A 17,403-nucleotide genomic window follows, 5' to 3' on the forward strand; every position below is an offset into this window, starting at 1 on the left:
GCGCTCCTACAGGCTGGCGACCAGCGTTTGCTGGTCGTCGTTGAAATCGACAAGGCCCACTTGAAGGCCCACGGGGGTGATGGTTACGAAGTCGTAGCGCCGGCACGTCCGACCGTATTGCTGGATCAGCACGCGCAGCAGTTCGGGATTGAGCGACAGCTGAGCGTTGCTGAATTTCAGCAGCACCACGTCCCAATCGCGGTCGGGCTGGCGTTCCTCGATCTCGACGTAGCCGACGCCCAGGCGCTCGAAAATGCGTTTCATGCCGGCGGTGCTGCCGGCGTCGACCGAGTTGATAAAGGCGAATTTCACCCGCAAGCGAAACAGCGATTCCGGCTCGCCGGTGAAGCGCGTCACGTCGCGCTGCCAGGCCCACAGTTCAAGGATGCTGAGGTGGCAGGTGTCGGGATCGATCTGCGAGTACGGCCAGCGCAACCAGCCAGTGACGGTTTCCCACCAGGACTGTGCGGCAGCGGTCAATTTCGACAGCTCGGTGCCGGCGAGCCAGAACGGCAATTTGAGCTTTATCACTTGATGTTCACCGTCAGATTTTCTAGGCGGGGAATCGACAAGCCGCTGACGATGTCGACCACGGGCGTAAATTTCACCGCCTCGATGCCAGGAAACTGGCGGTGCAGTTCTTCGGTCAGGCGACTGGTGCTAAATCTCGATTGCGGGTAAGTCAGCGTCGGCTGGTAGTCGCGAGGCGTGCTTTCGCGAAACGCGGCGCGCACAAACAGTTCAATTTCGTGCTTGAGGTCGGCGATCTGCGCCGGCGTCTGGTTGGCGAAAGGCCAGACGTTTACCAGGATATTGACCAGCGTTTCAGGCATGACCATGGCCAGCAAGTCGTCGCCGTGGCCGTGGTTTCCCTGGTCACGGATATGCGCGTTGATTTGCTCCAGGTACGTCGCCGCCGGCACAACTGCATCAAAAAGGATGTAGGCGTTAGCGCTGCCGGGGCCACGCGGGGCGCCGTGTTCGAAGTACACGCCGTCAGGGCGCACGCCGGGAAAGGCGGAAATCATGGCGCGATACACCGCGTCGGTGTGCCACTGGTTGACCGCCGAAAACTGGTTGCGCACGCGCAGGCGCAGCTGCTCGTTGGGTTCCGGGTCTGCGCCTGGTGAGTCCAACCACCCGTCTTTGTTGACCACCTGCACGATGCCAGGGATCGGCGCCGGCAGGATCGCGTAATAACCCGGCGCCAGGTTAAAACCACTGCCGGCTTCGATCGCCTCGACAGGAACGTCCAGCTGCAGCTGGCCCTGCTGGAACGTCGCCGGCGCCGTCGTGACAAGTTTGTAGACGTTCCCGTTGATCGCGGCAGACTGCACCACGATGCCCTTTTCCAGCTCCAGCACACCGTCCGGAATGGCCCGGGTAAACAGCAATTTGCCCTTCGCCTTGGTCGCGCCTTTGCGCTCGACGTTGACCGCCCAGGCGAGCGTGTCCAGCCAGGCATCGACCGCCGTTTTCACGAAGAAATTGGGCAGCACGGTCAAGCACAGGAAGTCCAACAACCACAACACCGGCTTGGTGACTAGCGCGGTCATCACCCGCCAGAACGGCGAATAACTACTGGTGTTGGCGACTTTCGCGCCCTGGGCTTCCACCTCTTTTTCCCACGCGGCCTTCAGCCCAGCCTCGGTGGTCGGAATGCCGGTATCGGCAATCACCTTTTTGAAATCGATGCTCACAGACTTACCTCGATCGATCCGAATTTGATGGTTTTCGCGGTGACCAGGTACACGCCTGGCGCCTGCTCGGTGATGCGCGCCGTACCCGGCACCAGACGCACGTCGTCTTCCACCAGCAGTTCCATCTGCTGGATGCAATCGCGTTGGCGCAGGCGGTCACGCTCGGCCACCAGCGTCACCAGCAGGCCGCTGTCGCGGATCATGTGGGCGATGTCCTGGGCGATGCAGACGCGGTCATCAATCAGCCTGGGCTGGTTCGAAGGATCGAGCGCCAGGTCGTTGTCGGCGATCAGCAAATCCACGTATTCGCTCATCCGCCCACCGCCATCGCGACCATGTTTTCCATCTCCAGCGGCGTCATCTGCTTGCCGGTGTGGATGTTCACGTTTTCCACATGCGTGCCCTTGTTCTGGCTGCTGTTGTTGTTCTGAATGCTGGTCAGCAGGCCGCCCGGCGGCACTGCAGAAGGCCGCGCTGGCGAAAGGCTGGGGATTGCCGCGTTGATGGTCTGCTGGGCTTTCTGCGCGGCGTTGGCCGTGTCGGAGGCAGTGGTGGCCGCGTCGACGCCTGGCACTTCGGGCATACCGCCAAAACGCGCTTCGATGTTCACGCCCGGGATGCTGTTCAGCAGCTCGATCACGCCGTTAACGGCCTTCGTGAAAATGCCGACGATGCTGTCCCACGCGGCCTTGGCCATGCCCGACCAGCCGTCCATGGAGTTAAACCAGTCGGACAGTTTCTGCAGCTTGTCGGCGACGAACTGGAACGCGGCCGTGTTCATCAGGGCGCTCGTCCACTCCTTCCAGAAGTAGACCGCCGCCACAATGACCGCCACCAGGGCGACGATCCCGACCACGATCCACACCACCGGGTTGGCTAACAGAGCCGCGTTGACCAGCCAGATCGCGCCCTGCCACAGCATCATGGCGCCGCGAATCAGCGCCAGGCCGGCGCTCAGCGTGTAGATCACGGCGACGTAAGCGAGGATGGCCAGCTTCTGCAGGATGAACACCGCGACGGTGCGCAGCCCCATCAATTGGAAGACTTTCCACACGGTCAGCATCCCCAGCCAGGTCATGCGGGCAATGCCCACCACCATGGTCAGCGCCGACATCGCGGCGACGATGCCCATGATCGTCAGCGCGGTGATGCCGATCACCCGGGTGATGTTCGGGAACAGCTGCGACCAGCGCACCAGCGTTTTGCCGATGTCCACCATCTTGGCCATGAACGGCGACAGCACCGGGATCAACACCTGACCGAACACCACTCGCATGACTTCGACCAGGGACGCCCACTGTTGCCACGGGTCAACCATCGCCCGGGCCATCTGCTCGGCGTTCTCCAACCCGCGCACCTTGCCCAGCTGCTCGATGCCGTTGCGCAGCCGATCGGTATCCTTGGCCAGCGCGCCGATCACCTGGGCGCCTTCGCCGCCGAAGGCCTCCATCAGCTTGGCACCCGCCGACGCGCTGGTGAGGTCGCCGAACTTGCCCTGGAGCTTGTCCAGGATGGTCATCATCGGCAGCAACTTGCCCTGCTGGTCGGTGAACTTCATACCGAGCTTTTCGGAGGCAGCGCTGATGTTTTCGAAGAACGCCTTATAGCGTCCGCCGGCGTCGCCGCCCTCCATGGTGCTGCTCAGCGTGCCGATCACCGCCATCTGTTCAGCCAGGTCGACGCCGGAAGTCGTGGCGATCGCCCCGGCTTCCTTGAAGGCGTCTTTCATGGCCGCGCCGCTGGTGCGGAACAGTTGCACCGCCAGCGCCGTTTGGCCGCCGAGCTTTTCCACCCACGCGCCCTTCCCCATCGCATCGGCTTGGGACTTCTGCAGGTTGTAGAGCGTGCCGACGTACTCGCCCATCGTTTCGGCGTCGGATTTGGTGGCCTTGGCCAACAGGTTGCTGGTGTTGGTAAACGTAGCCAGCTGGTTGCCGGCAAGCCCCTTGATAGCGCCCTCGATCAGGTACGCGGACGCCACGAAGTCCTTGGCGTTCTCCCCGTAGTTCACGGCGAATTCCAGCGACTTGGCGTTGAGCGCCGACAGCGCGTCTTCAGCCACGCCCAGCGATCGGACGTCGCCCAGGGCGCGATTGACTTCCAGCGCTGGTTCCATGGATTCGCGAATGGCGACCACGCCCGCCGTCAGCCCACCCAAGCCCAGGCCGATCGTCTTGATGTGCTTTTCGCTCTGGTCGGCAAGCTCGGAAAAGCCCATTTTCACCTTGCCCAGGGGCGCGGTGACCTTGTCCTGCAAGCTGAGAATGAAAGCCAGGCTGGCGCTACGGTCTGCCAATGTCGTTACCCGTTCAGCGCAAGGGCGATGCCGTTAGCCACGGCGAACTCCATGCGTCTCCAGTATTCGTCCTCCAGCCACTTGGCCGTCCCCATCGCCTCGTGCGTGGGTTCGGCACCAGGTAGCCAGCGGTTCGTCAGGGCCATCAACTGGCCCAGGCCGTTTTCGCTCAGGCGCTCAGCGTGCTCGATCGCTTTTTTACGATCACCTCAACGTTCGGCGCGTACTCCTCCAGCAGCGCGCCGGCGATCTGCATCACCATCACCGGGTTGGCCAGCAGCGGTTTCAGGACGGCTTTCTGTTCCTGTAGCACGGTGGTCATCAGCAGGTTGTTACCCGGGGCGACCTTGTTGGTTTGGGTCAGGGCGTTGAAATACTTGGTGACGTCAGCCGGGGTCAGGTTGAAGGTGAATTCCGCTTCGCCGACTTCCAGGGTGATTTCGGTGTTTTGCTGGCTCATGGGGTATCGCTCTTGTTGAGGTTGGGGAAAGTGGTGTCCTGGTGCGCTGGCGATCGCTGGCACACGCCACGGACGTATTGCTGCAGTCCGACTATCATTTGCCGGCTTTGGGCGAGTTGATCTCGGAGGGTGAAATAATCCGGTCGAGCGTCTGCTGCGAGTTCGGCGCGGCCTGCATCAGCCACGCGGCCGGTGCCGGCGGTGGCGGACAAAGATCCGGAGGCGGGACAGGTGGCGCTGACGTACAGCCGGCCAGTGCCATCGCCAACAGCGCGGCGCAGGCGTTCGTTTTCAATGCGTGCATCGATCAATTCCTTGGTGTTTCGTTGGTCGATCGCGTCCCGCTCGGCAAGCATCTCGCCGCTGATGCGCGCCGCTTCGCGCAGGCCGCTGGCCTCCGATAGCGCGCTGTCGCGCTCGCGCCTGGCTTCGTCGCGCTGGCCTTCAAGTACGTCAAAACCGATCCAGGCAACCAGGCACAGAACAACCAGGAACGGGGCTTCGCGCAGCATCACAAGCCCTCAGCACACAGCCGGGATTCGGCCAGCCGGCGGTTGTGCAGACCCGGCACAAAGCGCTTCTGGCCCTTGGCGTCGGTCACAAAGGCCCATACCGGGGTCTTGCCGTCCGGCGCCCATGCCAGGGCTTTGCAGCCCTCGGCGATGCGACCGGCGTTGATAAGCGCGACCGCTCGACTTGAGCAGGTGCTGGTCACGCCGAAGTTGTGGCCGTGACTGGTCAGTGCGTCGAACGTGTTCTGGCCCGCGTTCGGGTTGGTGATGCACTCGGCCAGCTGCAGCTGCGTGTTGCGGATCACCAGCTGCTCCACCTCGGCGCACTTGGCGGGCGACCAGTAGTCTCCGACGACAACCGGGTACGGGCTGGTAAACCGGGTGATGCCTTTGCAAACCGTGGGCAGTCCGCCGGCGAGTTTGTCCGCGTAAACGGTGTTCTGGCCGTTGCCTTCCCAGGTGCCCAGGAAGATCACCAACGGGGCGCTGGCCAGCGCGATCAAACCGGCGGTGATACGTCCGCGTAGGCTCATGGGAACCACACGCGCAGCAGTGCCGGCACGACCATCTGCAGCACGGCGCCAACCAGCGTCAGGATGGTCAGCAAGCGCCCGACCTTCGAGCCGATCACGTTGACCGCCAGGGTCAACGCCTGCTGCCCCTTGTTCAGTTCTTTGAGCTGGCCAGTCATGTTTTCGAACTGCTGCTCAAGCTTGGTCACGCGAGTCGGCACGGTGTCGTGACGACCCTCAAACTCGTTCATGCGGTGCTCGATCACGGCGAGTTGGCGCTCCAGCGTTCCCAGACGCGAAGTTTCAGTGGTCATCGGCGTTTACCCTTCTCGACGTCCGTCTGGCACGGGACGCACCTGGTTATGCCGCCGTGCGCCTGGCGCGCCGGCGGGATTGGTTTGTCGCAGTCCTGGCAATGGGTCAGGCTTGGCCCGACCGGCGCAGGCTTGCTCAGCTGGGCCTTGATCGCCTGGTCACGTTGGCGCTGCTCCAGCTCCTGGGCACGGTCGAACCAGTCCACCATCAGCGCAGCCCCTCGATCTCGGTCGCAGCCAGGTACGGCACGCCGTTGATGTGGATGAAATCCGGGTTGGTCACGTCGAACGGCACCTTGTGTTTGGACTTCTCGCCGCCCTTCGGATCGATCGCCAGCAGGCTGGACAGCTTCACCTTGCAGCCGAAGGCTTCCACCCGCAGTTCCTCGTCTTCGCCGGCCTTGGCGAAGAACACCGCATCGAACGGTTTGAGGCCTCGGAAGCTGCCCGCCGAGCGCGCCGCGTCGATCAGCAGATTGAAGTTGGTGGTGTCCAGCTCGAATTCGCCGGCAGCGGCCACGTCACCGTCCACGGTGCCATCTGGCACGCCCCGGGTTTGGGCCACTGCCGAGTTGTCGGTGATATCCAAAGTGCAGCTTTCAACGTGCAGCGCGATATCGCCCAGGCTCACGTCAAAGTTCTTGCCGCCAATCTTCGCCATGGGGCGTTACTCCTGTTTGTCGGTGGAAAGATCCAACGCGATGTTCGCGGTCAGGTCTTTCGGGCAGTTGTGGGGCTTGAGCTTGATGTAGGCCGCGACTCTGGTTTTCGTCTCCCAGGTCAGCACCAGGTCGCCATCCTTCGGCGGCTCGATGTCACCGGGGAACACCTGACCCGCGAACGTGGTGGACTTGGCCATGGCACGCAGCGGCGCCATCAACTGGTTGGTGTTGACGGCCATGCTGTTGGGGGTGTTGTTCAGGCGGCGATCGGCCACGCGGCGAATCAGCAGCGGGCGGATCTGGCGAGCGGCCTTGTCGGTGATGCGCAGGTATTCCACGACCTGAAAGTCACTGCCGGCGGTGTCCAGCATGTTGCCGTCGCCCCAGTACACGCCCGGGTAATCGGGATAAGTCTGCGAAACCGAGTAGCGCGCTCGATCCAGTTCACTGCGCACAGCCGAGGTCAGCGGGACTTTGTCGCCATCGATCGGGACAGGACCGAGGCCCAGCACGGCACCGGTGGCCACACGCATGGGGCTGTCGGCAATGCTCACGGAGGCGTTCGCCAAGCGACCGGCCAGCACGCCCAGGTCATTGCCATGCAGTTGCGGCACGACCAGCACACGCGGCGCCGCCAGATTGGCCAGCAGCCCTTTGCGCTCGCTGACGTACTGCGCCCAGGTCTGTTCGGCGGTGATGCCAGGCACGGACGCCATAACGAACACGCGGCGCCCGTAGGTGTTGTTCAGGGCGATCGCCGCGTCATGCATGGCCGACAATTCAGCGGCAGTGGTGACCGGGTTGGTAATCACCACGGCTTCGACGGAGTAGCCCTGTTGCTGGGCCTTTTCCAATGCGCTGGCCCAATCGCCCTCGGCGCCGATCGGAGCCGCCACGCACGCCCAGCGTTGGCCACCATTGAGCTGGGCGGCGGTGATTTGGGTTTTCAGGTCGCTTGCCGGGACGCCCAGTTGGACGTCCAGGTCGCTGTCCATGTTCAGCGGCAGGATCTGCCCGACGTTCTTGCCGGCTGGGCCGATGAAAAGAAAGTAACGCTCAATCTCGCTCACAGGCCCCTGGCCCAGGTTGAGATTGTCGACGGTGACTTGACCGAGTGCCATGCAGTGCCTCGTTAGCGGGGTGAAGTTAGGATTTGTTGCAACACCTGGCTAATCAGCAGGTCGGTGTCGCGTTCGGTTTCGGCGCCGATGAACTGGCGTTTCGGGAGCGTGATTTCCCAGCTCTGCGCGCCCGACGACTCGCTGCGCTGGTCGTCCAGGATGCGAATCAGCAGGCCGGCCTTGGCATAGTTCACATGCTCTTGAATCCACGCCACCGACGGCCTGGTCAGGGTCTTTTTGCCGGCCTGACGCACGCGAAAACCCAACCGACGCAAGCGCTTGGCTTGTTTCTCGGTTGCGGCCAGGCCGGGCGGGGTTTTGTTCCAGCGGCGCATCTGCGCGGCGGTGCGACGCTCGCTGACGCCGTAGTGCTGCTGGGCGGCGACCCATCGGGTCAGAGCGTTTTTCCAGCCCAGTTCCGCTTCATCAGCCGTCAGCCTGGTGACCACCATCAGCTTGGCCAGGCCGGCTTCCATCTTCTTTTTGCCTTTGCCGTCGCCCTGACGCGGGGCGAACGCCGAACCGTCCAGGTTCTGCTGGGCACGCTGACGCTTGCGGCTCATCGTCCGCACACGCTTGGTCACCTGGTTCAGCAAACGCCGGCGCAACTGCGGCGGCAGGCTCAGCAACGCCAGTTGCTCGCGCACGCCCAAGCGTCCGCGCACGTCGAGTTCGAACGTGCTACGCCCCGCCATTGGTGGCCACCTCGCCGCGCTCAGCGACCCACAGGTCAAACGGGATGAACGCCCAGGTCTTGCCGAAGGCCTGGATCTCGCCGTCCGGTTCTTCGGATAGATACTGCGGCTCGACGAATTCCAGCGTGACTTCCACGTCGAACAGATCGCTGTCCAGGGGCTCCACGGCGAATTCCGGCGCCGGCAGTTCGTGGCGGTCGCGATCGGCGTCGTGAGTCTCCAGCCAACTGCCCACCAGGGCCATCATGCGGGCCGGATTGGCGGCGAAACGTTCCAGGACAATCACGGCGCGATAGTGCATGTCGGCAAAGTGCATGCCGTCGACGTCGGGTTTCCAGATCAGCGACAGCTTGACCTGCTCCGTCCAGCTGTCGAGCTGTTCAGGCTCGACCAGGCGGCGTTCCAGTAGGTAGGCGGTCAACGCCTGCAGCTTGGTCATAGCAACTTCGCCGTGATGCGCCCACGGCCCTGCAGGGCGCGCACAGCCTGCTGACTGAAGGCCAGAAACGTGTCTTCACGCTCCGGCGCTTCCTTGCCGGTGTTCTCGGCGCTCTCGCGGCGGGTCACGGTCGCGAACTGCTGCAGGGCGCTGGCCTTGGCGCGGCAATACACGGCGCGCGCGTACAGCTTGGCTTTGAATGCACGCTCAGGCAGCAGCATCGGATCGGCTGTTTCCACGGCGACGATGCCTGCTGCAAGCCAGCTGGTTTTGAGCTTGGCCAAGTCGGTATTGACCTCGGCCATCGCGATGAACAAAGCGTCGGTCAGCAGGTCGCCCAGGAACTCCGCCGGCAGGCGATAGCCCTTCTGAAACTCGGCCACGGAGAGATTCGGCCAGAAGCCGTCGTTCTCGATCGCCTGTTCCACGATGGTGGTGGGTTTCCCGGAAAAGCTCATTGCTGACCGCTCGAATTAGGGCGGGGAGACTGTTTTTCGTGAGGCTGGCCATAAATGGCAGACACACGTCCACAGTTCCCCGCTGGGGGGGTAGTCGGTTATTGAGCGCCGGTGACGGCGGGTGCTTGTTTGGCCAAGGCGATGCGACACTTCTTGATCCGCGTCTCGTTGCCAGCTTTCGCGTACAGCTCGGTGGAACGCTCCAGGTGCTCAAGCGCGGTTTCCCACTGCTCGGCCTCCATTGCGCGCATGCCAATCAACTTGTGATACTTGCTCGGGATCTGCTCGATCAGATCCCACTCACCGTCGACACGCGGCAGTAGGTTGGACAGGTAAGGCTCCGGGCTGCGCTGGGCGTTGTATTCGGCGTAGGCCCAATCAATCACTGCATCCGCGACAAAGGTCTGCACATCGCGCCGCTTGAAGCGCTCCGGCATTTCCTGACCCTGCTCGATCGCAAATTCCGCCAGCACCAGGCCGTCTTCGAATTGCTCGGTGTCGAACAGCCAGATCATTACCTGCACCAATACGCGGTTCGGCATCACCAGGCCCGAATCCATGTAGCGCTGGATGAAGTCCTGGTACTTGGGCAGCAACTCAGCTCGCTTAAGCGTTTGTTTGCTCGCCAAGTTCTTCAAATCGCTCAAGCGCTTCAGGTCTTCATCCAGCGAGGCTTCCATCAGAAGCAGGTGCTTTTTCGCGTTGGCCGGACTGCTCAGGGCTTCCGCAGGCGAATACGCCAGCGGTGCCGCTGCAGCAGCGATCACTGCAGCGGTTCCCTGCGCCAAAATGCGGCGCTTGTGGGCAAGGGCCAGGCTCACTTCACCAGCTCCACGTTTTCGGTCAGCGCGATTTTTTCCAACTGCTCGATCACGTAGCCCTCGTTGCGGCTGTTGTAATCCTCGACGCGGGAACGTTTCGGGTTGTCCACGGTTTGCTTGCGCCAGCTGGAGTCCTGGAAGTAAATCGACAGGTTGTCCCAACTGGTGACCAGCACGCCGTTGACCGGGAAGAACGGCACGCTAAAGCTCGGCAGACCACCGTAGGTGGCGATCACCTGGGCGTCCTCGATGCGCTCTTTTTCGGTCGGGGTGTCGCCCTGTTTGGCGTACAGCTTCGCCTTGTCAGCCGCCAGCAGGTCGGTGCCGATGATCGCCACCAGGTCGCCGCCATCGCGCAGACGCTCGTCCACCATTTGCTTGGTGTCATGCACCAGGGCGTCGAGGTTCTCGTAATCGCCTCCCGGCCCCATGGTGACCTTGCCAGGTGTCTTGCCTTCCTTGAGTACCTGCTGCGGTGCCTGCTCGCGCAATTGCTGCAGCCAGCCTTTGTTCACGTCCTGCAGCATCGGATAGGCTTCGATGTCGGTCTGCGCCGCCGCTTTTTCACCGTGGAAACCGACCATGATGCGGTCCAGGGCGATCTGTTTCTGCACGGCAGCCGAGTAGCGTTGATGGAAGTCCGGGAACTTAGCCCAAGCATCGATCTTCGCGTAAGGCAGGCCCACGTCCGACTCGGTCGACGACAGCTCGTAGGTGCTGTTATCTAGCGCCGAAGCGTCTTTCGCCACGCGATCGGTGGTCTTGGTATTGGTGCGGCCAGTCACCGGGCCGGACACGCCAATAAACACCTTCTCGCCCTTGATCTCGGTCACCGGAATGACGTTGATGCGCTGAAGGAAGTCCGATTTAGCGGTGATGGCGTCGTTCAGCTCCTGGGCGATCGACGGTTCAACTGAAAACATCTTGCTGGCCAGCTCGACACCGTAGGTCTCGGCGATCGCCAGCTGCATTTCGGCGTACATCTTGGCGCCGTAGGCGCTCAGGGAACGGGCCATGGTCAGAGTACCCGCGCTTTGGTTTTGTCAGTGGCGCCAGTGGTGCGCGGCAACTGACGTCCAGTGCTGGTGTTCTGCAGTGCGGAGAACTGCTTTTGCAGGTTGCCAAGCGCCGCCAGCACTGCCTTGTTACCGCCGCCGTTGCGCTTGAATTCGCGCTCTTCCTCGGCGGTGGTGACGATCTCGTCGACAGCAGCGCTGACGTCATCGATCGGGGCCTGATCGGGTTCCGGCGCATCTTCGGCGGCAGGCTCGATCACGGCCTGAATGCCGGCAGCGACGACCAGCAGCTGGGCCAGCAGGGCTTTCAAGGCCGTTGCGGTAGCTTCATCCATTGGGGTTTTGCTCTCGGTTGGGGTTTGCGGAGTGGTTTCGGCGGGCGTGTCTTCGATGCCAAAGCGCTTTAACAAGCGGGTGAACATGGCGGCAAGGCGCCCGATCTCGCCCTGCGGCTCGGTTTCGCTCAAAGAGCCAAGTTCGTGGGAGGCGGCGTAATACGAATCGCGGCTGGTACGGCTGGAAAAGTAGAGTTCCTGAGTACCCACGCTGGCGGGTTCGTCAGTGACCGCGATGCCGGTCATATAGGCCTTGCCACGGCCCCGGAAATTCGGCCTGATCTCGATGCTGGTGAAGAGTTTTTCGCCGGCGTCGTTGAGGCGCAGCAACTTGTCGTTGGGCTTCAACTGGGCCTCAAGGGCAACTTGGCCAGGCTCCAGGTCTTCCGCGTCCTCGACGAGGCGCACAGCGAACACGGTGCCGAATGAACCGAACCAACGTTCGTGTTCACACCAGATAACGGCGGTGTACAGCGTTGGCGTGTAGGTCTCGGCGATGTCGCGCAGTTCCTGGGGAAGGATCTCGCGGCCATCGACGGTCGGGCCGCTGGTGGCAACACGTTTCCAGTAGGAGACAAGGGAACGGGGCATGGTCGGTGACTGCGCTCAATCGTTGAATGAGCCGCCACGATAGGGAGCCGAAATTCCCCAAACAAACGCTTTGCTTCGGCACGATTCGTAGAAGAAAACTCTACGTACAACGCCGCATTTCAGCCCGCGTTTCCGGCGTTTTCGCCGCATAGACTGCGGCCCATGAACTACCCGACCGAAGTCAAAGAAGCCGCAAAACGCCTCTACCTCCGCCGCTGTTCGGTGAAGGAAATCCAGGCGCATTTGAAGCTGCCTAACATCCGCATCGTCTACTACTGGATCCGCCAAGGCAGCTGGGACGAGATGCTGACGGACGAAGAACCGTTGAGCGCCGTCAACCGACGAATCACCCTGATTCTGGAGAAGATCGATCCCCTGACGAAAGCCGAACTGGACGAACTGGAGCGGCTGACGAGTCTGCTTGAGCGACTGAAAAAGCTCGCGGCCAAACCTGCGCCGGCAGCGCCGTCAGATAATCCGGAAGAGCCTCGCGAACGCCAGCCAGGTCAACGTCGTGAGCGTGGCGAGGGCGGCAGCAAGAAGCGCGAAAAGAAAGTTAAGAACGACATCAGCGGCCTGACCGAAGTGGACTTCCTGGATAAGTTCATCTCGAAAATGTACGGCTACCAGAAAGAGCTGTTCGAGGCTAAACAGAACCCGCTGACTCGCCGCGTCCGGAACATCCTCAAGAGCCGTCAGGTCGGCCTGACCTACTACTTTGCCGGCGAAGCGTTCATGGACGCCGTGTTGAGCGGTGACAACCAGGTGTTTTTGTCAGCCAGCCGATCGCAGTCGGAGATCTTCCGCAGCTACATCATCCAGTTCGCCCAGCAGTGGTTCGGCATTGAGCTGACCGGCAACCCGATCACCCTGAGCAACGGCGCCGAACTGCGCTTTCTCAGCACCAACAGCAGCACCGCCCAGGGCTACCACGGCCACGTCTACGTCGACGAATACTTCTGGATCCGCGACTTCGAAAAACTCAGCACCGTGGCGAGCGCCATGGGCACCCACAAAAAATGGCGCAAAACCTATTTCTCAACGCCCAGCGCGGTGTCGCACCAGGCGTACCCGTTCTGGTCGGGTGAAGAGTTCCGCAACAGCAAGCGCGGCAAGAAGGCCGGCGGCGTATGGCCGAGCGAAGCGGCCTACACACAGGGCGCGCTGTGCCCGGACGGCCAGTGGCGCAAGACGATCACCCTGGACGATGCGATCGCCGGCGGCTGCGATCTGTTCGACCTGGAACAGCTGCAACTGGAGTACGACGAGGACAAATTCCAGCAGCTGTTCTACTGCAAGTTCATCGACAGCACTCAAAGCGCGTTCAGTCTCAAGGATCTGGAGCGCTGCTATTCGGATCTGTCGTTGTGGGAGGATTACAACCAGGAGCTGGATCGTCCGTTCGGCAACAGTCCGGTCTGGCTGGGATACGACCCGAGCCGCACCCGCGACGACGCCACCTGTGTGGTCATCGCGCCGCCGCTCGAACCTGGGGCGAAGTTCCGGATTCTGGAAAAGCACAGCTGGCGAGGCCATTCGTTCACCTACCAAGCCGCGCAGGTCAAGAAGCTGACCGAGCGCTTCAACGTGCAGCACATCGGCATCGATGTCACCGGCGTGGGCTACGGCGTGTTCGACCTGGTGCGCGACTTTTACGCCAAGGCGACCCCGATTCACTACAGCCTGGAAGCAAAAAACGCCTTAGTACTGAAAGCCCAGGACACGATCCAAGGCAGTCGCATCGAGTGGGACGCCGGCTGGACGGATATCGCCCAGGCATTCCTGACCATCAAGCGCGGCGCCACCAACAGCGGCCAGATCACCTACAGCGCATCCCGTACCGAAGCCACCGGTCATGCCGACATTGCCTGGGCGGTGATGCACGCCCTGTCCAACGAACCTTTGAACACCAACAAGCGGCGCCGTAGCCGCTACGTCACGAGTACCCATAGCAGCCATGGCCAACCGCAAACGCAGAAAGCACCACGTAGCCCAACCACAGCAACAGCCAATGCGCACGTTTACGTTCGGGGAGCCGGAGCAGGTGCTGTCCGGCAACATCGGCGAGTACGTGGGTGTGTTTCCCAGCGACGACGGCAAGATCTACAAACCGCCGGTGTCACGGGCAGGCCTGGCCAAGCTGTTGCGCGCCAACGCGCACCACGGCGCCATTCCGAAGTTCAAGCGCAACCTGTTGCTGCGTGAGTTCATCGCCTCGGCCGGCTGCAGTACGGAGACGATGGGCCGTGCCGGGCTGGACTACATGGTGTTCGGCGAAGCGTACTTCTACAACGACACCAACGCGTTCGGCCAGGTGCTGGAGCTGCAGCACCTGCCGGCGATCAACATGCGCGTGAAGGTCGACGGAGGCTTCGTGATGCTGCTGCCCGACAACAAGGAAATGGAGTTCGAGGCGCACGAAATCTCCCACGTCCTGGACTATGACGTGGAACAGAACATTTACGGGATTCCGGACTACCTGGGCGGCCTGCAGGCGTTGCTGCTGAATGAGGCCGCCACCCTCTTCCGCCGGCGCTATTACAGCAACGGCGCACACGCTGGCTACATCTTCTACACAAACGATCCCGACCTGACCGAAGAGGACGAAGACGAGCTGCGCGCCCAGATCAGCGCGAGCAAGGGCGTGGGCAACTTCCGATCGATGTTCGTCAACATCCCCAACGGCAAAGAGAACGCAATTCAGATCATTCCGGTGGGTGACTTCCAGGCGAAAGACGAGCTGGAGAAAGTGAAGAACATCACACGAAACGATGTCATAGCGGCCTGGCGGATGAACCCCGCACTGGCCGGCATCATCCCGGAAAATACCGGTGGTTTCGGCGACATCGAAAAGATCGACCGCGTGTACACCAGCAACGAGATTCGACCGATCTGTCAGTTGTTCAATCAGTTGAACGACCGGCTACGCGATGACAGGCGGTTTGGCTGGAAACCTGCTCCAGAAGCAGTGGATGTCACTGCATGAAATAGTAACCATAGCGGATGCCACTACAAAATGTGGCAATATGGTGGCGATCAGCTGCCCCTGGGGAGGGACATATGCGAGTGACATGCAAGTGTGGAAACAAGGGATTAATCCGGGATAGCAAGCCGCAATCGCCAGATTTCGTGACGCTCTATTGCCAGTGCCTGGACGTCCAGTGCGGGCATACATGGGTGGCCCATTTGACGTTTTCCCACACGCTGAGTCCATCAGCGCAAACCTTCGACCGATTGCTATTTGATCGTCTTCGGGAAATGCCCAGGGCGAAACAGCGGGAGTTGTTCGAGCAGCTCGGGGCGCAGGCAGTTGCGTGACAGGTCAATCGCCGACACCGAAACGTCGGCGATCAAGACATCAGCTGTTGGCTGACTCTTCAGGATTGATGGCAAGAATTTCAGATAGCCGACGAAGCTGACCTTGCTCCTTTTCACTCAATGACCGGTATAGGCCAATGAGGCGGCGTTCCGCTTTGCTCAAGTTGTGCCATTCGAACTCGGCAAATCCCAAGCAAAGAGGTTCTTTTTTGATGCGATCCAACATGCTGACTACTCCATAAAGTGCATGGCTGAATCAGCATTGACGGGATGAGCATCGGCTTTAGAACGCGGGGGCGACCAATGTCATACAAGGTTATGTTGCGAGTTAATTCTTCTGACGGGCAGCGTCGTCCGCCATCGCTTTCAGAAATCGGCGGATTGCTTCTTGATCACCTGGCGTGATGGTTCTGTATTGCGTCACAAGCAGATTCTCAACTTCGGAAAGCGAAGCTTCCGTAGCTGTCGTGTGCTGACCGCTCAGGATGTAATGCACGTCAAAACCTGGCTCGCGCATAACCTTACTCAGATACCACGCCGGGGCATCGCTGCTGCCTGCTTCGTAGTTAGCTTGGGTGCGTTTCGAAATACCAAGAACCTCGGCAACCTGATCCTGAGTCAGCCCGCTTTTCTTTCTCTCTTCCCGCAATCGCGAGCCGATGCTTTCAGAATCGTGCAAAATTTTTCATTCCCGATGTTTACAAATGCACTTATGTGCATCATTCTGCATTCCCGACACATGAAAATGCACGGAATTGCACTATGCCGAACACAAACATCAACGATCAAGCCCGCCAGCAAGCAAGACAGGGCTTGGAGAAGCGAGGTCAATCAGCGAAAGACTTCGCGAAATTGCACGGACTAAACCCCAGCACCGTTTATGCGGTGCTGAGTGGCCAGAGCCATTGTCGCCGGGGAGAGGCACATCGCGCCGCCGTACTACTCGGGATCAAAGACGGCGTAATCGAACAGTAACGGCACGGACCAACAGGGAACAGTAGAAGATGAAAAGCCTTGTTCTAGAGACACGCAAGGAAGCGATGCGCGAGATCATTCGCAGCTTTCCCGAGGGACGCGAAGGCGCAGCAGCTCGCTTGGGAATGAAAGTCAAAAAATTCGACAACCACGCCTACGAGAATGCCGGCTGCAGTCCATTGACGGATTTGCAGATTTACATGCTGGAGCAAGCCAGCGGCACCTACCACTTTCCGAACTACGTGGCGCAGATGTATGGCGGCTTGTTTGTAGCCGTCGCCGACCCGGAGAAACTGGACAACGTCGAACTGTACGCTCGATCGGTGCAGGTATCGGCAAAGCGCGGTTGCGTTGACCAGGCGATAGCCCAAGCACTGGAAGACGGCTCCATCAGCGTGGAAGAAGCCGAACACATCCTTGCCGCACACAACCTCCACATGGCCGCACGGCACGCCGAAGTGCTGGCCGCTATCGACCTATACCGTGCCAAACCGGGGAAAAGCCAATGAACAATCTGCCGGCCGTACAGGAATATCAGGACATGCTCAAAACCGCGGCCTTTGCTTTTCTTGAGCGTCATCAGTGCGAACATCTGGGCGACGACCAGCAACTGTTCAAACGCGCTGTTCAGCACCTTGTGACGGATTACAACGCCACAATGCAGCACGCCGAACGGCTGGTGCATCTGGCCAACAGTGAAATGGCAGCGGTCGGCGATCGGCAGCGACTGGATGTCATCAACAGCACATCAACGCACACCGTGATTTTCGATACCGCCACCGGCAACGCCTGGGCAATCCCGGTCAGCCTGATCTACGAACGCATCCTCATTGCTCCCGATAACGGGCGCTTTCGCATCACCGCTTCCTAACACCTAACCAACAAATCCCCGATCCCCATTGCCGTGGGTTTGGGTGAGCTGCGCCCGAAATTGAGGTTTGACGATGGAAAACGCCCTGAACATCAACGCAAAACTGACGCCTGTAGAGGCTCAAGCGCTCTTGGCCAACCTGCGCGAGCAGTACCGTCTCAGCTTCAACGAACTCTGGTACGCAGACCAGTTCCGCCTGATTCCCGATGGTCTGCGCCACGGGTCAATTCTCGCCAACTGCCCCGTGATGGCTGCTCAGAAACACCTGATCGGCGCCCTCTCCCTCTGCCTCAAGAAAGCGAAGTAA

General features: G+C 60.8%; 27 protein-coding genes. 7 read left to right on the top strand and 20 right to left on the bottom strand.

What is annotated here, in order from left to right; all coding sequences use genetic code 11:
* Positions 1-6: 6 nt before the first annotated feature.
* From LCH64_RS11680 to LCH64_RS11770, 18 genes are all read right to left on the bottom strand, one after another.
* Positions 7-531 (bottom strand): phage tail protein, encoded by a 525-nt coding sequence (locus LCH64_RS11680; protein WP_226500337.1) that lies wholly within the window; start codon positions 529-531, stop codon positions 7-9.
* Complete coding sequence (locus tag LCH64_RS11685) at positions 528-1,700, bottom strand: baseplate J/gp47 family protein (RefSeq protein WP_226500338.1); 1,173 nt, start codon at positions 1,698-1,700, stop codon at positions 528-530. Before LCH64_RS11685 ends, LCH64_RS11680 begins: the two co-directional genes overlap by 4 nt.
* A complete protein-coding gene (locus tag LCH64_RS11690) occupies positions 1,697-2,014 on the bottom strand; it encodes a DUF2590 family protein (protein WP_226500339.1) in 318 nt (105 codons plus the stop codon). The genes LCH64_RS11685 and LCH64_RS11690 overlap by 4 nt, the downstream gene beginning before the upstream one ends.
* Complete coding sequence (locus tag LCH64_RS11695; RefSeq protein WP_226500340.1) at positions 2,011-3,996, bottom strand: phage tail tape measure protein; 1,986 nt, start codon at positions 3,994-3,996, stop codon at positions 2,011-2,013. Before LCH64_RS11695 ends, LCH64_RS11690 begins: the two co-directional genes overlap by 4 nt.
* A 5-nt stretch (positions 3,997-4,001) precedes the next feature.
* Complete coding sequence (locus LCH64_RS11700; RefSeq protein WP_226500341.1) at positions 4,002-4,142, bottom strand: hypothetical protein; 141 nt, start codon at positions 4,140-4,142, stop codon at positions 4,002-4,004.
* A gap of 23 nt (positions 4,143-4,165) precedes the next feature.
* Positions 4,166-4,456: a putative phage tail assembly chaperone gene (locus tag LCH64_RS11705; RefSeq protein WP_207848773.1), complete on the bottom strand. Its 291-nt coding sequence runs from the start codon at positions 4,454-4,456 to the stop codon at positions 4,166-4,168.
* A complete protein-coding gene (locus LCH64_RS28235) occupies positions 4,453-4,968 on the bottom strand; it encodes a lysis protein (RefSeq protein ID WP_260525052.1) in 516 nt (171 codons plus the stop codon). Before LCH64_RS28235 ends, LCH64_RS11705 begins: the two co-directional genes overlap by 4 nt.
* Positions 4,968-5,501 (bottom strand): lysozyme, encoded by a 534-nt coding sequence (locus tag LCH64_RS11720; RefSeq protein WP_226500342.1) that lies wholly within the window; start codon positions 5,499-5,501, stop codon positions 4,968-4,970. The genes LCH64_RS28235 and LCH64_RS11720 overlap by 1 nt, the downstream gene beginning before the upstream one ends.
* Complete coding sequence (locus tag LCH64_RS11725; RefSeq protein ID WP_025111125.1) at positions 5,498-5,794, bottom strand: hypothetical protein; 297 nt, start codon at positions 5,792-5,794, stop codon at positions 5,498-5,500. Before LCH64_RS11725 ends, LCH64_RS11720 begins: the two co-directional genes overlap by 4 nt.
* A complete protein-coding gene (locus LCH64_RS11730; RefSeq protein WP_226500343.1) occupies positions 5,791-6,003 on the bottom strand; it encodes a TraR/DksA C4-type zinc finger protein in 213 nt (70 codons plus the stop codon). Before LCH64_RS11730 ends, LCH64_RS11725 begins: the two co-directional genes overlap by 4 nt.
* Entirely contained in the window at positions 6,003-6,455 is a 453-nt protein-coding gene (locus tag LCH64_RS11735; RefSeq protein WP_226500344.1) for a phage protein, read from the bottom strand. Before LCH64_RS11735 ends, LCH64_RS11730 begins: the two co-directional genes overlap by 1 nt.
* A gap of 6 nt (positions 6,456-6,461) precedes the next feature.
* Entirely contained in the window at positions 6,462-7,577 is a 1,116-nt protein-coding gene (locus tag LCH64_RS11740) for a DUF2586 domain-containing protein (RefSeq protein ID WP_226500345.1), read from the bottom strand.
* Between the two features lie 11 nt (positions 7,578-7,588).
* Positions 7,589-8,272: a virion morphogenesis protein gene (locus LCH64_RS11745; RefSeq protein WP_226500346.1), complete on the bottom strand. Its 684-nt coding sequence runs from the start codon at positions 8,270-8,272 to the stop codon at positions 7,589-7,591.
* On the bottom strand, positions 8,259-8,711 hold the full coding sequence (locus tag LCH64_RS11750) for a phage tail protein (protein WP_226500347.1): 453 nt from the start codon (positions 8,709-8,711) through the stop codon (positions 8,259-8,261). Before LCH64_RS11750 ends, LCH64_RS11745 begins: the two co-directional genes overlap by 14 nt.
* Positions 8,708-9,169 carry a head completion/stabilization protein gene (locus LCH64_RS11755; RefSeq protein WP_226500348.1) on the bottom strand — a complete coding sequence of 154 codons (462 nt, stop codon included), beginning with the start codon at positions 9,167-9,169 and terminating at the stop codon, positions 8,708-8,710. The genes LCH64_RS11750 and LCH64_RS11755 overlap by 4 nt, the downstream gene beginning before the upstream one ends.
* Before the next feature lie 98 nt (positions 9,170-9,267).
* A complete protein-coding gene (gene gpM, locus LCH64_RS11760; protein ID WP_226500349.1) occupies positions 9,268-9,990 on the bottom strand; it encodes a phage terminase small subunit in 723 nt (240 codons plus the stop codon).
* Entirely contained in the window at positions 9,987-11,006 is a 1,020-nt protein-coding gene (locus tag LCH64_RS11765; RefSeq protein WP_226500350.1) for a phage major capsid protein, P2 family, read from the bottom strand. Before LCH64_RS11765 ends, gpM begins: the two co-directional genes overlap by 4 nt.
* A 2-nt stretch (positions 11,007-11,008) precedes the next feature.
* On the bottom strand, positions 11,009-11,932 hold the full coding sequence (locus tag LCH64_RS11770; RefSeq protein ID WP_226500351.1) for a GPO family capsid scaffolding protein: 924 nt from the start codon (positions 11,930-11,932) through the stop codon (positions 11,009-11,011).
* Between the two features lie 162 nt (positions 11,933-12,094).
* Between LCH64_RS11770 and LCH64_RS11775 the strand changes: the two genes are divergently transcribed.
* The 3 genes from LCH64_RS11775 (at position 12,095) to LCH64_RS11785 (ending at position 15,250) form a co-directional block, all read left to right on the top strand.
* Positions 12,095-14,137: a terminase family protein gene (locus tag LCH64_RS11775; protein ID WP_226500352.1), complete on the top strand. Its 2,043-nt coding sequence runs from the start codon at positions 12,095-12,097 to the stop codon at positions 14,135-14,137.
* Positions 14,049-14,918, top strand: coding sequence for a phage portal protein (locus LCH64_RS11780; RefSeq protein WP_226500483.1), 870 nt, complete (start codon positions 14,049-14,051; stop codon positions 14,916-14,918). The genes LCH64_RS11775 and LCH64_RS11780 overlap by 89 nt, the downstream gene beginning before the upstream one ends.
* A 74-nt stretch (positions 14,919-14,992) precedes the next feature.
* Positions 14,993-15,250: an ogr/Delta-like zinc finger family protein gene (locus LCH64_RS11785; protein WP_081794887.1), complete on the top strand. Its 258-nt coding sequence runs from the start codon at positions 14,993-14,995 to the stop codon at positions 15,248-15,250.
* Between the two features lie 40 nt (positions 15,251-15,290).
* Here the strand turns inward: LCH64_RS11785 and LCH64_RS11790 are convergent, their stop codons facing one another.
* Positions 15,291-15,476 carry a hypothetical protein gene (locus LCH64_RS11790; RefSeq protein ID WP_025111113.1) on the bottom strand — a complete coding sequence of 62 codons (186 nt, stop codon included), beginning with the start codon at positions 15,474-15,476 and terminating at the stop codon, positions 15,291-15,293.
* A 102-nt stretch (positions 15,477-15,578) separates the two neighbouring features.
* Positions 15,579-15,929 carry a helix-turn-helix transcriptional regulator gene (locus tag LCH64_RS11795; protein ID WP_086794760.1) on the bottom strand — a complete coding sequence of 117 codons (351 nt, stop codon included), beginning with the start codon at positions 15,927-15,929 and terminating at the stop codon, positions 15,579-15,581.
* Between the two features lie 83 nt (positions 15,930-16,012).
* Between LCH64_RS11795 and LCH64_RS11800 the strand changes: the two genes are divergently transcribed.
* The 4 genes from LCH64_RS11800 to LCH64_RS11815 all read left to right on the top strand — a co-directional run bounded on the left by LCH64_RS11800 (position 16,013) and on the right by LCH64_RS11815 (position 17,403).
* The gene (locus LCH64_RS11800) at positions 16,013-16,225 is read left to right on the top strand and encodes a DNA-binding protein (RefSeq protein WP_025111111.1); all 213 of its coding nucleotides are present in this window, start codon (positions 16,013-16,015) and stop codon (positions 16,223-16,225) included.
* A gap of 29 nt (positions 16,226-16,254) precedes the next feature.
* Positions 16,255-16,734, top strand: a complete 480-nt coding sequence (locus LCH64_RS11805; protein WP_226500353.1) for a YmfL family putative regulatory protein — start codon at positions 16,255-16,257, stop codon at positions 16,732-16,734.
* Positions 16,731-17,096, top strand: a complete 366-nt coding sequence (locus LCH64_RS11810; RefSeq protein ID WP_226500354.1) for a hypothetical protein — start codon at positions 16,731-16,733, stop codon at positions 17,094-17,096. Before LCH64_RS11805 ends, LCH64_RS11810 begins: the two co-directional genes overlap by 4 nt.
* 73 nt (positions 17,097-17,169) lie before the next feature.
* Positions 17,170-17,403, top strand: a complete 234-nt coding sequence (locus LCH64_RS11815) for a hypothetical protein (protein WP_086794757.1) — start codon at positions 17,170-17,172, stop codon at positions 17,401-17,403.

Source organism: Pseudomonas sp. MWU16-30322 (genome assembly GCF_020515535.1).
Taxonomy (GTDB): domain Bacteria; phylum Pseudomonadota; class Gammaproteobacteria; order Pseudomonadales; family Pseudomonadaceae; genus Aquipseudomonas; species Aquipseudomonas fluorescens_H.

What these genes read in the sequence shown, in the direction of transcription:
- LCH64_RS11690 (WP_226500339.1), bottom strand. Translation starts at nt 2,014, where the DNA reads ATGAGCGAATACGTGGATTTGCTGATCGCCGACAACGACCTGGCGCTC.
- LCH64_RS11700 (WP_226500341.1), bottom strand. Translation starts at nt 4,142, where the DNA reads ATGGCCCTGACGAACCGCTGGCTACCTGGTGCCGAACCCACGCACGAG.
- LCH64_RS11705 (WP_207848773.1), bottom strand. Translation starts at nt 4,456, where the DNA reads ATGAGCCAGCAAAACACCGAAATCACCCTGGAAGTCGGCGAAGCGGAA.
- LCH64_RS28235 (WP_260525052.1), bottom strand. Translation starts at nt 4,968, where the DNA reads ATGCTGCGCGAAGCCCCGTTCCTGGTTGTTCTGTGCCTGGTTGCCTGG.
- LCH64_RS11720 (WP_226500342.1), bottom strand. Translation starts at nt 5,501, where the DNA reads ATGAGCCTACGCGGACGTATCACCGCCGGTTTGATCGCGCTGGCCAGC.
- LCH64_RS11725 (WP_025111125.1), bottom strand. Translation starts at nt 5,794, where the DNA reads ATGACCACTGAAACTTCGCGTCTGGGAACGCTGGAGCGCCAACTCGCC.
- LCH64_RS11730 (WP_226500343.1), bottom strand. Translation starts at nt 6,003, where the DNA reads ATGGTGGACTGGTTCGACCGTGCCCAGGAGCTGGAGCAGCGCCAACGT.
- LCH64_RS11735 (WP_226500344.1), bottom strand. Translation starts at nt 6,455, where the DNA reads ATGGCGAAGATTGGCGGCAAGAACTTTGACGTGAGCCTGGGCGATATC.
- LCH64_RS11740 (WP_226500345.1), bottom strand. Translation starts at nt 7,577, where the DNA reads ATGGCACTCGGTCAAGTCACCGTCGACAATCTCAACCTGGGCCAGGGG.
- LCH64_RS11745 (WP_226500346.1), bottom strand. Translation starts at nt 8,272, where the DNA reads ATGGCGGGGCGTAGCACGTTCGAACTCGACGTGCGCGGACGCTTGGGC.
- LCH64_RS11750 (WP_226500347.1), bottom strand. Translation starts at nt 8,711, where the DNA reads ATGACCAAGCTGCAGGCGTTGACCGCCTACCTACTGGAACGCCGCCTG.
- LCH64_RS11755 (WP_226500348.1), bottom strand. Translation starts at nt 9,169, where the DNA reads ATGAGCTTTTCCGGGAAACCCACCACCATCGTGGAACAGGCGATCGAG.
- LCH64_RS11765 (WP_226500350.1), bottom strand. Translation starts at nt 11,006, where the DNA reads ATGGCCCGTTCCCTGAGCGCCTACGGCGCCAAGATGTACGCCGAAATG.
- LCH64_RS11770 (WP_226500351.1), bottom strand. Translation starts at nt 11,932, where the DNA reads ATGCCCCGTTCCCTTGTCTCCTACTGGAAACGTGTTGCCACCAGCGGC.
- LCH64_RS11775 (WP_226500352.1), top strand. Translation starts at nt 12,095, where the DNA reads ATGAACTACCCGACCGAAGTCAAAGAAGCCGCAAAACGCCTCTACCTC.
- LCH64_RS11785 (WP_081794887.1), top strand. Translation starts at nt 14,993, where the DNA reads ATGCGAGTGACATGCAAGTGTGGAAACAAGGGATTAATCCGGGATAGC.
- LCH64_RS11790 (WP_025111113.1), bottom strand. Translation starts at nt 15,476, where the DNA reads ATGTTGGATCGCATCAAAAAAGAACCTCTTTGCTTGGGATTTGCCGAG.
- LCH64_RS11800 (WP_025111111.1), top strand. Translation starts at nt 16,013, where the DNA reads ATGCCGAACACAAACATCAACGATCAAGCCCGCCAGCAAGCAAGACAG.
- LCH64_RS11805 (WP_226500353.1), top strand. Translation starts at nt 16,255, where the DNA reads ATGAAAAGCCTTGTTCTAGAGACACGCAAGGAAGCGATGCGCGAGATC.
- LCH64_RS11810 (WP_226500354.1), top strand. Translation starts at nt 16,731, where the DNA reads ATGAACAATCTGCCGGCCGTACAGGAATATCAGGACATGCTCAAAACC.
- LCH64_RS11815 (WP_086794757.1), top strand. Translation starts at nt 17,170, where the DNA reads ATGGAAAACGCCCTGAACATCAACGCAAAACTGACGCCTGTAGAGGCT.